This is a genomic window from Veillonellales bacterium (assembly GCA_039680175.1).
Classification (GTDB): Bacteria; Bacillota; Negativicutes; order JAAYSF01; family JAAYSF01; genus JBDKTO01.
In genome coordinates this window covers 1-12,395 of the sequence record JBDKTO010000004.1, presented here as the reverse complement: position 1 = coordinate 12,395, position 12,395 = coordinate 1, and the positions used below count along the sequence as shown (strand labels likewise).

The window sequence follows — 12,395 nt, the reverse complement described above, 5'->3', positions numbered from 1 at the left end:
TATAATGTCATTTGATTTTTCGGTTGTGTTTTTAGGAAAAAATGTACACTTTTTGCTCTATGGTCTTATGTCTACCGCTTTTTTTTCGGTGGCAGGCTTTATGCTGAGTCTCATGGTAGGCACGATTATTGCTTTTGGGCAGCTTTCCAGTATAAAACCATATCGGTATTTTTCTCTGGCCTATTTATCCTGGTTTAGGGCGACTCCGCTTTTGGTGCAGCTGTTTTTGCTATACTATGGGCTGCCTATATTGTTCCATATTGATACGGTTGCCTGGATCTCCGGCGTGATTGCTTTGGGAATGTATAGCGGTTCTTATGCTTCACAAATTATTCGCGGCGCCATTCAGTCGATTGACAGAGGGCAGATGGAAGCGGGGCGGTCTTTAGGTTTTTCTTATACACAAACCATGATCAAGATTATTATTCCTCAAGCCTTTTTTCGCATGTTGGCCCCGCTGACCAATGAATTTATTTCTTTGACGAAAAATTCTTCCTTACTGTCAACCATTACGGTTGCTGAATTGTTCAGGCAAGCCAATATTTTGATTGCCAACACCTATCGCACCATCGAATTTTTGCTGGCGATCGCCGTACTTTACTATTTATTTAACAATTTGATCGGGTATCTAGGCATGAAGCTGGAGAAGCACTTCCGTACAGGAGGCGAGCTGCAATGATCAATATATCTTGTTTGAACAAATATTTTGGTGACCATCATGTACTGGAAAATATCAATTTAACAATTGGGCAAGGCAAGGTCGTGGTTATTATTGGTCCGTCCGGTTCAGGGAAAAGTACACTTTTACGGTGTATCAACTATCTGGAAACCTATAGTGAAGGCGAAATCACCATTGACGGAAAACCGATGGGCAGAAAAATGATAAATGGCAAATCCGTACAAATTCCTGATAAAGAATTAAATCAGACCAGACAGAAAGTCGGCATGGTATTTCAGGCTTTTAATCTATTTCCACATAAAACGGTACTGCAGAACATCACGATGGCCCCTATGTCCTTAAAGCAGATGAGTCGCAGTGATGCAGAAGATTTGGCAATGAATCTTTTAAAAAAGGTAGGTTTGGAAGACAAGGCACAGGTGCTTCCCTATAATCTGTCCGGCGGGCAGAAACAGCGGGTCGCTATTGCCCGGGCTCTTGCCATGCAGCCTAAAGTCATGCTATTTGATGAGCCTACTTCGGCACTTGACCCTGAAATGGTGGGAGAAGTGCTGCAAGTTATGAAGCAACTGGCCAAAGAAGGCATGACCATGGCGGTTGTGACCCATGAAATGCGTTTTGCCAAAGATGTGGCTGATGAAGTACTTGTTCTTGACAAAGGAGTCATAATTGAACATGATAAACCGGATAAAATTTTTGCCTGTCCCAGCCATCCGCGTACCAAGGAGTTTTTAAGCAAAGTGCTGGAGAATTCATGAGAATATCAGGCGAGAAGAGGAATAACATGAACCATTCAACTGCAAACTTAGTTGTTAATACGAAACGCATTCAGGATCGTCTCGAGGCGCTTTCGCAATTCGGACGGAATAGCAACGGCGGCATTGACCGCAGTTTTGGCAGTACAGCCGATTTAGCTGCCAGAGAACATCTTATTTCCCTGCTGAAAACAGAAATTGGTGCTGCTATTGACGTAGATCCTGCTGCTAACATATGGGCTAAAATCAATACAGATTCTGAACTGCCGACTATCGCAATAGGCTCTCATCATGATACGGTACAGAACGGCGGCAGGTATGACGGTGCGTTAGGCATTATTTTAGCAATGGAAATCCTGTCTGTGATACAAGAACAGCAGATTGGTCTCCGACATCCGCTGGCACTGGTGTCCTTTACCGCCGAAGAACCAAATCCCTTTAATCTTTCAACGTTAGGCAGCCGAATGGCTGCAGGCAAACTCGATCCCGCAAAGCTGCGGGAGGTGGAAGATACTATTCATCACATTCCCTTGGCCACTGCCTTGGCAAAAGCGGGCGGTTCTTTTGAGAAACTGGGGGAGGCAAAACTTTTGCCCAACCTCCTAAGTGCTTTTATGGAATGTCATATTGAACAAGGGAAACGTTTGGAAAACAAGGGGCTTTCACTGGCTGTTGTTTCCGGGATTACGGGAATTTATCGTGAAACCATCCAAATTTGCGGAGAGGCTAATCATGCCGGTACAACCCTTATGCAAGACAGACATGACGCTTTATTAGCGGCTTCGGAATTCTGTCTGGTCTTTGAAAAAATTCTGAAAGACACCAAACGGGATGATGTGGTTGGAACTATTGGCCATTTGGAAATTTTTCCGAATGCCGTCAATATCATTCCGGGGGAAACCGTGCTGACTATGGAGGTCCGGACTCTTGAGGGCGATGTAACGAAAGCCGTTGTAGAATGTTTAGCAGCACCGATAGCTGTTATCGAAAAAAAACGGGGCGTACATTTTATCCGCAGAGTGCTGCTTGATCAGGCAGGTGTAGCTTTAGATAAAATCGTTATAGATAAAATGGCACAGGCAATGATGGAAATGTCTGAGCCATACTTGACTCTTGCCAGTATGGCAGGACACGATGCGACGCATTTAGCCAGTGTTACCCGTTCAGGCATGCTTTTTGTGCGTAGCATAGACGGAAAAAGTCATTGTCCGAAAGAAAATAGTATGCTTGAAGATATCGAAAAAGCCGGCAATGTATTATTACAGACAATATTATTGCTGGATAAGGAGCTTGAATGATATGAAACATATCTATAAACCATCTTACCTATTTCAAGACGATTGCTTTAAACAAGGCAAGGGAGTACTGGTAGAAGACGGCAGCATTAGGGCTGTGGAAGAAGCCGAAAAGCTTGTTGCACAGCATCCAGACGCTATGATTGCCGATTGGACCAATTTGGCACTGGTGCCTGGCACGGTAAATGCACATAACCATTCTTTTCAAAGTCTGCTGCGCGGTTTGGTTACCGACAGGCCTTTCTTGGAATGGCGTGATAAAGCTCTGTACCATTACTCACCGCGTTTCACTACCCAGGATTTATATACCGGCGCACTGTTTGCATTTGGAGAAATGCTGCGTTACGGAGCAACTACAGTTTGTGATTTTTTTTATTTGCACAATGACGGATCTGAGAGCGATGAAGCTATTATTCAGGCAGCTAAAGACGTGGGTATTCGGCTGGTGCTCGCGAGGACGATGTATGATTGGAACGGCGCACCGAAAGGATATCAGGAAAGTGTTGAACAAGCGGTTACTCATACTAAAAAGCTGGCGTTAAAATATGCCGGCAATCCCATGGTCAAAATTCTTCCGGCACCGCACAGCCTGCATGCCGCTTCGCTCGAAATGGTCAAAGCGGGTCATGATCTGGCTCTTGAACTTGGAACCAAATTTCATATTCATGTGGCGGAAGAACCGTTTGAGGTTGAAGAAACTACTAAGGCTTACGGCTTGGCCCCTGTTGAACTTTTGGACAAAATTGGTGTGCTGGATGAAAATATGGTGGCTATCCATGCCGTATGGCTTAAGGATAATGAAATCAAACTGATGGGTGAGCATAAAGCCGGACTGGTTTATTGTCCGTCGAGCAATATGTTTTTAGCAGACGGAGTCACAAAAGTTGTCGAGCTGATGAAAGCAGGGGTAACGGTTGGCTTAGGCTCGGACGGTGCCTGCAGCAATAACCGCATCAGTGTATTTGAAGAAATGCGGATGACGGCGCTGTTGCAAAAAGTGTCCTTGTTAAATGCTACAGCTATTTCCTCTAAACAGGTGTTCGACATGGGAACGGCCAATGCCGAACAACTTCTCGGGATACCGGTGGGTAAAATTGCTCCGGGGTATCATGCCGATTTTGTCGGCATTGATACTAAGGATTTGTCGATGCAGCCTATCTATGATGTGAATGAGCAAATGATGCCCAATATCGTATACGCTATGCAGCCTAATGCCATCGCTAAGGTTGTGGTGCAGGGCATTGAACAGGTGCATAACGGCCATATTGTCAGTATGCCGGAAGATAAAATCTATCAAACTCTACAAGTGTTAATCCAAAAATTCAATTTCTTATCATAAAGAATTTCTACCGGTTGGTCTATTACAGAATGAAGCAACCCAGTGGACAAAAAGAACACGGGGTTTGCTCTATGGAGGCGGAATCTTGACATATACAATAGATTTGGTGAAAAAGGAACAGCAACATACCGCTGCCTGGTCAGGAGGAATGACAACGCAAATTGCCATTTACCCCAAACAGGCTGAGTACAATAAACGTAATTTTCTCTGGCGGCTGAGTAGTGCCAGGGTTGATTTGGAAAAATCAACCTTTACGGTTTTGCCGGGGATTTCACGGATTATTATGGTGCTGGCAGGAGAAATTCGGCTGGAACATCAAAATCATCATACTGCGAAAGTAAAACCTTATGAACAGGATCAGTTCTCCGGTGACTGGACTACGCGGTGTTTCGGCAAAGCGAGCGATTTAAATTTAATGCTGCGAGCAGGCTGTGATGGCAAGCTAACGGCACTGTTCCTTGATGCTCAGCAACAGATTGCTTTTGCTGATAACGGAATAGCAAATTATGCGGAAGGGACTACCGCTTTTTATTGTGTCGACGGCAGCTGTGAAATGACGGTTGGTAAAGCAGCCTATCTTCTTTCGGCTGGGGATGTTCTACTGATTCATCACTATATTGCGCAGGAGAAACTCGATTTCACCATTCGAAATTCTGAATATAATCCTGTTCATATTGTCCAAGCCGACATGTATCACAAAACTGCAGTTTAATTGTCTTTATTTTTCTTGCAAGGAGGCTTTTATGTCAAATTTTAGTCTTAGTCAAGCGGTGAACTTAGCTCCCACAGGGATTGCTACTTTTGCCAAAACACCGTTTTGTACCGATCTTAACCAACTGGATGCCGATATTGCGCTCCTCGGCGCTCCCTGCGATATTTCCATACAGGGAAGATCTGGCGCACGGTTGGGGCCAAGGGGCATACGAATGCAGTCTACCCGCTTCAGCTATAGTCCGCGGGGTTCTTATGACCCGGAACGGGATGATTTTTACATTAGTACCGATAGGTGGAAGATCGTAGACTGTGGAGACGCAGATCTTGTGCCAGGCGATCTGGAAGCCAGCTTCGCCAATATCGAAGCTGCGGTACGCAAAATTGTCGTGCAAGGAGCCATGCCTGTCGTTATGGGCGGCGATCATTCAATTACCATCCCTGTAGTCCGGGGACTTGAGGCTGAGGGCCCTTTTCATGTCATTCACTTTGACTCCCATCTTGACTGGACGGATAGCCTCGGAGGACAGCGGTATAGCAATGGCAGTCCCTGCCGGCAAATGTCTCTCTTGCCTTATGTGTTCAAGATGGCGCATTTTGGCATTCATGGAATTGGCAGCAGTCAAAAATCGGACTTTGAGGATGCTAAAGCCTATGGTGATTTAATTTTATCACCACGGCAAATCCGCCGACTGGGCATCGAAGAAACGCTGAAGTTTCTACCCCAGGGAGAACGTTATTTTGTTACCATAGATATTGATGCTATGGATTATTCCATAGCCGCCGGCACAGGGTCACCTATGCATGGTGGTCTCTATTATGACGAAATGACCGATCTTTTGGAAGGGGTAGCCAAATTGGGGCACATCGTGGGCTTTGACCTTGTGGAAGTAGCACCTCCTTATGATAATGCCAGCAGTACTACCTGTTATCTGGCGGCACGTTTAATGTCCGACTTTATCGGGTTTATTACTAAGGAGCGTGAGAGATTAGGGGAAAAATCTCGGTAACAGTTTTGCAGAACTTCAGTGTTAGAAGGGCTGAGGCAGATCGGTGATGTCACCGTGGTGTATTTGCTGGACATCAGTATTCGCGGCAATACACACTTTCTATTCCCCATTTTTTTTGGGAAAACCCAAACATCCGGGTAGAAAAGGCACAAAAGCAATCGAGGTTATACTTTTTACCTGATTAACCAAGTCCAGGCAAGCCACTCAAGAAAGAATTCTAAGCTACATCCCGATGTATTTCACATAATCAGGTATCGACATGAGCTGCATTTCAAGTTTTGATTTTGTTTCTTCTGATAGATAATTTTGCGTTGCCATTTCATATCCGGCCTGCTCGATAACTTGCAAATACTCATTTACGGTTGCTTTGATTTTCTCATCCTTGCTCTTTAACAGTTTGCCACAGTTGCGATAAATCTCAAGGACAGGATTGCAGGAAGCAAACACGACCTTCATGGTTTCAAAATTGTTGTTGCCAGGAAAGCCACAGTTTGAAATCACCACAAATTGCTGCGTTTTAGGTTTGGAATCCGCAAGGTCAAAATTTTCGCCTGAATTTACAATCAGAGGACTTTTCAGCGGCACGAGCCTGTCGACAAAATTCTTGAGAACTGCTGTCATATTCCATGTGTAAACAGGCGAAGCAAAGCATACTACATCAGCGGCATTATATTTGTCCAAAAGCTCTGTCATATCATCCTGCATCACGCATTTCCCTGGCGTTTTAAACCAGCAGGCAAAGCATCCTTTGCAGTATCCAATGTTCTTATCAATTAGAAACACATTTTCTGTGTCGGAATCGGCTCTTTTGGCACCACTCAAAAACGCTTCTGCAATCACATTTGTGTTACTGTTTGCCCCGGCAGGGCTTCCGTTAAATACTATAAATTTCATTTAATTTGATTCTCCTTCTTTAAATTTACTGATAGAATGAAACGATTTTATCACTGATATTCATTTTGTCCGCAAGCTGTTTTTGCGTCATATTGCATTCCTGACGCAGGGTACGGATTATGTTCCCGACTTTAGTATTTTGCATTATTTTGTGACTCCATATATTAAATTGTATAAAGACTTCATCTGCTTTTCAATAAACTCTCCGTAGAGTTGTCTGTTTTGAGATAAAAACTTAATGTTGCTATCCCCTTTAAGCATCGGTAAAAATACTATTATATAGAAATCGAGTAAGAGGCGGTGACCAACCGCCGTCCTATTACGATGATTATGCCCAATTATTGTATTTACTACATCCATTTCTCAGGATGTGACTTGGTAAAATAAAAATATTGCTTTCTCTCCATTTATCAAAATCAATTGAATGAAATTCTGTTTTTAAACTTAATTCTTTATCTACTGTATTGTCATTAGGTCGAACTAATTCCTAAATTTAATAGTTTGATGCATTTTCCGGCTTCCAATCCACACCTTTCGCACACGCCCCCTTACTTTCGCGTAAAAGTTAAAATCCGCCACCCCAATAAAATGAAAACTCGCCTAAACTACAAGTCTAAGCGAACCTATCTACACACCTGTTAAATTTGTAAAAACCCGCGAGGCCTTGCCGAAAAAGCTACCTGTTCTCTATCACGGCTACCGACTCAACATGTGTTTTGATAGACAGACGATACTAATACGCAAAATTGGAGTTTCTGTGTAAAGGTGCAACACCATTTTGAGAGGGTCGGTTTCAGTTAGGTTTTAGAATAAAAATTTCACGCGTCCATTATGCATGCAATAAACGGCCCCGACAATCTTTAAATAACCAGTGAACATGGATTCCCGAATAAGATCGGATGCTTCTATCCTGCACATGTTCAAATAGACATTTTCTCTAATGGCATTATCCAATAAATCCCCATGTTGCATTTTGGCTTTTTCCACGGCAGGTTTTATTGCCTCGACAACAAGTGCGATATAACTAGGTTCATCGGAGTCTTCCACTGCCGCTTTAACCGCTCCGCAATCCTCGTGTCCTAACACTACAATCAAATTTACCGCAAGATGTTCAACGGCGTATTCCACGCTTCCGAGTGCAATATCGTCTACCACTTCTCCTGCTGTGCGAACAACAAATAAATCTCCGCTCCCTTGATCAAACACGATTTCTGGCGGAACACGTGAGTCAGAACAACTGACAATCACGGCAAAGGGGCGTTGCCCGTACTCTGCCAGTTTCTCTCTTCGCTCTAATCCCACATCAATTTCCGCGTAATGTTCTGTCACATATCGTTTGTTCCCCTCGATGAGCCTTCTTAGGGCACGCTCAGCTTGCATCAGTCGCCCCCATAGAGGCTGTGCAACGCCGGTTGCCTTACCGTCCAAGACATCCTGGGCATACGTCACTCCTCCATTTCATTTGGTGGAACTCACCTTTTCTTGATTTTACGTTGACTACTATATACTATGAAATTGTTTACAAGCAGGTGACACTGGCGTACCTGTTGTATAACCCGAATAGTAAAATAATCTGAATCCGGAACAACAATCGTTCTATGAAGCGACTGGCTAAACCGCAAAGGAAAGTGCAGCACGTCTTCTTGACGACGGCTGCACTTTTGTACAAAGACCATTTTTCTAGTGATCTCGTTATGGCGATCGGTGTTTCTTCCTTAACACCGTCTCGAATCGAATTAGCATTACAATTGGTCTCAATGTAAAATTTAGCTGTCTACAATAATAATAAAAATTACACTTCACCAACAACCTGAACAAAGACTTTTCGTTTGCGCGGCCCATCAAATTCACAAAAATAGACGCCTTGCCATGTACCCAAAACTAAATCATTTTCCTCAACAAGTATAGTTAAGGAACATCCCATAAGAGAACTCTTAACATGAGCGGGCGAATTGCCTTCCACATGCCGGTACGGAAGTTTAGGGATCATCTGTTCAAGCGCAGCCAACATGTCAGTAACCACATCCGGATCGGCATTTTCATTGATGGTTACCCCGGCTGTTGTATGGGGAACAAATACCTGGCAAATTCCCTGTCTAATATGACTACGCCGGACAAATTCCCGTACCTTGGCAGTTATATCAATAAATCCTTCCCGCGGCGTATCCAACAAGAACTGTTCCATATCTTTCACCTCTTAAAATTATCTAAAGTTTCACTTGATGACAAAATCATATTCTGACACTTTGGAATACACACGCTTATTTTGAATCTGCTCACTTTTAAATAAATAGAAACGCTTTATTTTCATCATACCAAAATCAACTGTACCAATTCTATTTTGAATTTGGTCAAAACCACCGTCAAAAATGACATCCTGTCCAATGGTAATATGTGGTTGAAATGTTCTCTTTTCCGGCAAAAAACCTACGGGAGCCAATTGTTGATCAATTTCCCGTTGTAATGACCGAAGCTTTTCCATATCACCCATAAGTCCCAGCCATAAAACACGAATCGAATCTTTTCCGGCAAACATGCCCAATCCCTTCACCGATAGATAAAACGGTGTTCGTAGCACTCCGATTTTTTGCATAGCATTATCAATCTCTGCTTTTTGCGCCATACCGATCTCAGTCAAAAACTTCAATGTCAGATGAAAATTATCTATTGACTTCCATCTACCCTTTAACGCATCACCCTTAAGCTTTTGCTGGAAAGCATAAATTCTTTCTTTGACATTTTCATCAAAATCAAGACCGATAAAAGCTCTCATCATTTCACCACCCGCCATAGTCATTTATTCCGCTACCATACAGGTCATAGTTCTGTTTCTTGTTATGCAGTTCACTAAAGGAACCACTTGTACATTGGCCTTCACCATTATTCCGGTTTCGTATAAACGTTCAACCCTATTTTTATTACTTCCGCTCCTGGCAAAGCTTGATTACCTTCACTACTTGCATATGTTAACTACCGTACATTAACCTCACAGTTAATTGTTTTAGCTGCCATGTTAGCCGGTTCCCAAGATCTACGCAGCGAAAAAACAACTGTTTCCTGACCAGCAGTATCTGATTTGGCTTGAAGAATATATACAGAACGCATTTTACCGCCTACCAGATTCGGCGTTTCCATTGCCGGACCGGTGGAACTACTCACAACCTCAATCAACTGCAAATCTTTATTGAGCAACACCCATTCATAACCAGTACCGCCAGCCGCATATAATTCAACCTTGAAGACCTCTCCCGCTTTGATATCAAAACTTAATACTTCATTAGCCGCATCCTTTGCATCTACTTTAATATTCATTGCTATTGGGGTTTCCGCGCTGGCCATGCCATCGGCCGACACCATTCCGGCTGCCAAGCACCATAAAAGGAAAGACGTGCTCATCATGGCCAAAGCTTTCTTGAGCGTTTTTCCATTTGGAATTGTTACCATATTCACCGAAACCTCCTATTATTTTATATTGCTCACAGGCAACAACTTTTCATTAACCACGGTTCCTGCCATCAAGTCGCCTTTTGTTTATAAACGCTGCTGAACTAGCCTCATAAAAAAACCTGTCCTAGCTACCATAACAAATACCAGCAAACAAAATTGAGTATACAGATTATCGGCATGCCAATAACGAAGGACCAATGACGTGTTTTATGGCGGAATACATACGTACCAAGCAGAATACCGGCAGCACCAAATGCCAAGGCCCATAGAAAAAAAGTACGTTCCCTTATACGCCACTCATGCAGCTTAGCCCGTCGCTTGTCCAACATAACCATAATAAATCCGGCAAAATTCCAAAGAATATATAGCGCCAGCCATGGTGAAAAGTAATTATAACCCATCACCTCCTGGCCTTATCACTAATCTTAGTGCCATTAAATAAAAAACGTATAATCGTTAACGTCTCAGAAGGGCTCATTGTATCTTCATATCCTAACTCTTTAAACTCATCCCAGACACTTTTTTGTGTTTCCGGAGAAAGTGCTGTCAGCCTCCGAATTTCAGAAACAACAGCATTGATTTCACTGATATCCATTAATGATATTATACTTTGGCCCTTTTCCATGCCAAGGATAATAAGAAAAATGGCCACTTTTTTTATTGGCATCAATATGGCACTCCCTCCTGGAAAATCTAATAGCGGATAATACACTGTACCCCATAGGTAGCTCGCCGCCTATGGGGTCTCACTGTTTACAATATCTCGTTAGAAGTGATTTGTACGGAAAAATCGCCTTTACTTGTCCGTTTAATGACGCCCTTCTTACCGGCACCATCATCAACGGTAATAGCGTGCAGGTTGTGAGCGATCATAAAGTTAAGTACATCCTGTTTTACAAAGGCTTCCCAGCTCACCTTCGTTGAATTAGCTTGTTCCGCTCCTCCTACTATGTCTTCTGTCATGATGAATCCCCTCTCCCTACTTTGTCGTAATACAAGATAAATTTAAACCATGGATGTTCCACATAAATATTCACGAAACTAAACGATATTAGGAAATTAATTTATGAAATTAGGCAGATAAACAAATTAGATAATAACACGAAAGTTTATCCCGGTCAAACGTTGAAAGTGCCGGTTAAGTCTTGATATATACAGGCTTATAAGATTTTATCAAGCTTTACATAAAATTCGCACAATTCCTATTGAAATTCACCAATTCTAATGCTATAATTTACTCAAGCACCATCCTTACAGGGTAAAAGGTTTAACAGTTTTGAGATGTTTGGAAGTTTAGTTCCTTCAAATCATGTTCAAGTTGTAACCAGTCTTAAAGGATCGTGTTTTTAGTTTACCCAAGTTTTTAGTTTGTCTAGTTCGTGATTGTCCTGAGAAAAATAAAACTATCATTCTGGAGGCTTTCCAAGTTATCGGTAGTAGAAGAATTACTGTAAGGATGGTCGCTTTAACGGGGGAGAAGGTAAAAACCTTCTCCTTTTAATTTTTATGTTTAGCTTCATTATAAATTCATTTATCATATTACCATAGTACCCCGCCATTGGATTTTACTTAGTGTAAACATTTAGCCCGATCTTGACTTCATCCCTGCCGGGTAAAGGCTGGTTACCTTCCGTAGAAGCAATAATGGTTGACTTGCCACTGCTGGACTTGCCGAAAGTCCTTGAAAGGTCTACCTTGATTGTCAAAATATCACCATTAACGGTCATTTCAATGTTCTTCATATGTTGGCCTCCAATATTAATTATGTAGCTCGCTATAATCGCCCGCAGGTAAACCTTACCGTTTTGAATCGAGTTAGCGCACCCGATTGGTTTCAACGTAAAATTCCGCATTGGAAATCTTAATCGGTTTACGAATAGCAGCTTGAGACGCTAATGAGAAATAATGAATCTTACGGCCATTCATCGCCTCATCATTTCAAGGGTATTCAATGACAAGAAGGAACCGTCCTGTGCGCCAAGAAGCGCACGGGACGTCAGACTGTGCGAAAACAATAGAGCAATACTAATGGCAACAATGGTATAATAAAATTGTAAGATATCATGTTTGAGGTGAATTATGTCACGATATATTTCTAACAATACAAACAGGAATCAACTCAATCTTATCCCTATGTGGCTAGATGAAATGATAAGTGAGGATAATTCAGTACGCGTATTTGATGCGTTTGTTGGTAGTTTGAATCTAAATGAATTAGGATTTAAATATGCAACAACAAAAACAACCGGACGTAAACCATATAAT

Annotated in this window: 18 protein-coding genes; 8 read left to right on the top strand and 10 right to left on the bottom strand. The window is 42.5% G+C overall.

Features of this window, described 5'->3' with window-relative positions; translation table 11 throughout:
- Positions 1–4: 4 nt before the first annotated feature.
- The 7 genes from ABFC84_00520 (at position 5) to ABFC84_00490 (ending at position 5,930) form a co-directional block, all read left to right on the top strand.
- Positions 5–679, top strand: coding sequence for an amino acid ABC transporter permease (locus tag ABFC84_00520; GenBank protein ID MEN6411231.1), 675 nt, complete (start codon positions 5–7; stop codon positions 677–679).
- Positions 676–1,437, top strand: coding sequence for an amino acid ABC transporter ATP-binding protein (locus ABFC84_00515; protein MEN6411230.1), 762 nt, complete (start codon positions 676–678; stop codon positions 1,435–1,437). The genes ABFC84_00520 and ABFC84_00515 overlap by 4 nt, the downstream gene beginning before the upstream one ends.
- A gap of 26 nt (positions 1,438–1,463) precedes the next feature.
- Positions 1,464–2,732 (top strand): Zn-dependent hydrolase, encoded by a 1,269-nt coding sequence (locus ABFC84_00510; GenBank protein ID MEN6411229.1) that lies wholly within the window; start codon positions 1,464–1,466, stop codon positions 2,730–2,732.
- Position 2,733: 1 nt separating this feature from the next.
- Positions 2,734–4,068: an amidohydrolase family protein gene (locus tag ABFC84_00505; GenBank protein MEN6411228.1), complete on the top strand. Its 1,335-nt coding sequence runs from the start codon at positions 2,734–2,736 to the stop codon at positions 4,066–4,068.
- An 85-nt stretch (positions 4,069–4,153) separates the two neighbouring features.
- On the top strand, positions 4,154–4,780 hold the full coding sequence (locus ABFC84_00500; protein MEN6411227.1) for a HutD family protein: 627 nt from the start codon (positions 4,154–4,156) through the stop codon (positions 4,778–4,780).
- 31 nt (positions 4,781–4,811) lie between these two features.
- On the top strand, positions 4,812–5,789 hold the full coding sequence (locus ABFC84_00495; GenBank protein MEN6411226.1) for an agmatinase: 978 nt from the start codon (positions 4,812–4,814) through the stop codon (positions 5,787–5,789).
- An 18-nt stretch (positions 5,790–5,807) separates the two neighbouring features.
- Positions 5,808–5,930 carry a hypothetical protein gene (locus ABFC84_00490; GenBank protein MEN6411225.1) on the top strand — a complete coding sequence of 41 codons (123 nt, stop codon included), beginning with the start codon at positions 5,808–5,810 and terminating at the stop codon, positions 5,928–5,930.
- Positions 5,931–6,011: 81 nt separating this feature from the next.
- On the opposite strand, the gene ABFC84_00485 is transcribed toward ABFC84_00490, so the two are convergent.
- The 10 genes from ABFC84_00485 to ABFC84_00440 all read right to left on the bottom strand — a co-directional run bounded on the left by ABFC84_00485 (position 6,012) and on the right by ABFC84_00440 (position 11,872).
- A complete protein-coding gene (locus tag ABFC84_00485; GenBank protein MEN6411224.1) occupies positions 6,012–6,683 on the bottom strand; it encodes a flavodoxin family protein in 672 nt (223 codons plus the stop codon).
- Positions 6,684–6,708: 25 nt separating this feature from the next.
- Positions 6,709–6,828 (bottom strand): helix-turn-helix transcriptional regulator, encoded by a 120-nt coding sequence (locus ABFC84_00480; protein ID MEN6411223.1) that lies wholly within the window; start codon positions 6,826–6,828, stop codon positions 6,709–6,711.
- A 659-nt stretch (positions 6,829–7,487) separates the two neighbouring features.
- Positions 7,488–8,063: a carbonic anhydrase gene (locus ABFC84_00475; protein MEN6411222.1), complete on the bottom strand. Its 576-nt coding sequence runs from the start codon at positions 8,061–8,063 to the stop codon at positions 7,488–7,490.
- A 412-nt stretch (positions 8,064–8,475) separates the two neighbouring features.
- Entirely contained in the window at positions 8,476–8,868 is a 393-nt protein-coding gene (locus ABFC84_00470) for a secondary thiamine-phosphate synthase enzyme YjbQ (protein ID MEN6411221.1), read from the bottom strand.
- Positions 8,869–8,898: 30 nt separating this feature from the next.
- Positions 8,899–9,480, bottom strand: a complete 582-nt coding sequence (gene thpR / locus ABFC84_00465; GenBank protein MEN6411220.1) for an RNA 2',3'-cyclic phosphodiesterase — start codon at positions 9,478–9,480, stop codon at positions 8,899–8,901.
- Positions 9,481–9,653: 173 nt separating this feature from the next.
- Positions 9,654–10,127 carry a protease inhibitor I42 family protein gene (locus ABFC84_00460; protein ID MEN6411219.1) on the bottom strand — a complete coding sequence of 158 codons (474 nt, stop codon included), beginning with the start codon at positions 10,125–10,127 and terminating at the stop codon, positions 9,654–9,656.
- A 131-nt stretch (positions 10,128–10,258) separates the two neighbouring features.
- Positions 10,259–10,531, bottom strand: a complete 273-nt coding sequence (locus tag ABFC84_00455; protein ID MEN6411218.1) for a DUF1294 domain-containing protein — start codon at positions 10,529–10,531, stop codon at positions 10,259–10,261.
- The gene (locus ABFC84_00450) at positions 10,531–10,797 is read right to left on the bottom strand and encodes a hypothetical protein (GenBank protein MEN6411217.1); all 267 of its coding nucleotides are present in this window, start codon (positions 10,795–10,797) and stop codon (positions 10,531–10,533) included. Before ABFC84_00450 ends, ABFC84_00455 begins: the two co-directional genes overlap by 1 nt.
- A gap of 86 nt (positions 10,798–10,883) precedes the next feature.
- A complete protein-coding gene (locus ABFC84_00445) occupies positions 10,884–11,093 on the bottom strand; it encodes a hypothetical protein (protein ID MEN6411216.1) in 210 nt (69 codons plus the stop codon).
- Positions 11,094–11,695: 602 nt separating this feature from the next.
- Positions 11,696–11,872, bottom strand: a complete 177-nt coding sequence (locus ABFC84_00440) for a hypothetical protein (GenBank protein MEN6411215.1) — start codon at positions 11,870–11,872, stop codon at positions 11,696–11,698.
- 337 nt (positions 11,873–12,209) lie between these two features.
- Here ABFC84_00440 and ABFC84_00435 point away from each other — a divergent pair.
- On the top strand, positions 12,210–12,395 hold a 186-nt coding region (locus ABFC84_00435; protein ID MEN6411214.1), incomplete at its 3' end, for an IS5/IS1182 family transposase.

Coding starts and splice junctions, on each gene's coding strand:
- ABFC84_00520 (MEN6411231.1), top strand. CDS start 5: ATGTCATTTGATTTTTCGGTTGTGTTTTTAGGAAAAAATGTACACTTT.
- ABFC84_00515 (MEN6411230.1), top strand. CDS start 676: ATGATCAATATATCTTGTTTGAACAAATATTTTGGTGACCATCATGTA.
- ABFC84_00510 (MEN6411229.1), top strand. CDS start 1,464: ATGAACCATTCAACTGCAAACTTAGTTGTTAATACGAAACGCATTCAG.
- ABFC84_00505 (MEN6411228.1), top strand. CDS start 2,734: ATGAAACATATCTATAAACCATCTTACCTATTTCAAGACGATTGCTTT.
- ABFC84_00495 (MEN6411226.1), top strand. CDS start 4,812: ATGTCAAATTTTAGTCTTAGTCAAGCGGTGAACTTAGCTCCCACAGGG.
- ABFC84_00485 (MEN6411224.1), bottom strand. CDS start 6,683: ATGAAATTTATAGTATTTAACGGAAGCCCTGCCGGGGCAAACAGTAAC.
- ABFC84_00480 (MEN6411223.1), bottom strand. CDS start 6,828: ATGCAAAATACTAAAGTCGGGAACATAATCCGTACCCTGCGTCAGGAA.
- ABFC84_00475 (MEN6411222.1), bottom strand. CDS start 8,063: ATGCAAGCTGAGCGTGCCCTAAGAAGGCTCATCGAGGGGAACAAACGA.
- ABFC84_00470 (MEN6411221.1), bottom strand. CDS start 8,868: ATGGAACAGTTCTTGTTGGATACGCCGCGGGAAGGATTTATTGATATA.
- thpR (MEN6411220.1), bottom strand. CDS start 9,480: ATGACTATGGCGGGTGGTGAAATGATGAGAGCTTTTATCGGTCTTGAT.
- ABFC84_00460 (MEN6411219.1), bottom strand. CDS start 10,127: ATGGTAACAATTCCAAATGGAAAAACGCTCAAGAAAGCTTTGGCCATG.
- ABFC84_00455 (MEN6411218.1), bottom strand. CDS start 10,531: ATGGGTTATAATTACTTTTCACCATGGCTGGCGCTATATATTCTTTGG.
- ABFC84_00450 (MEN6411217.1), bottom strand. CDS start 10,797: ATGCCAATAAAAAAAGTGGCCATTTTTCTTATTATCCTTGGCATGGAA.
- ABFC84_00445 (MEN6411216.1), bottom strand. CDS start 11,093: ATGACAGAAGACATAGTAGGAGGAGCGGAACAAGCTAATTCAACGAAG.
- ABFC84_00440 (MEN6411215.1), bottom strand. CDS start 11,872: ATGAAGAACATTGAAATGACCGTTAATGGTGATATTTTGACAATCAAG.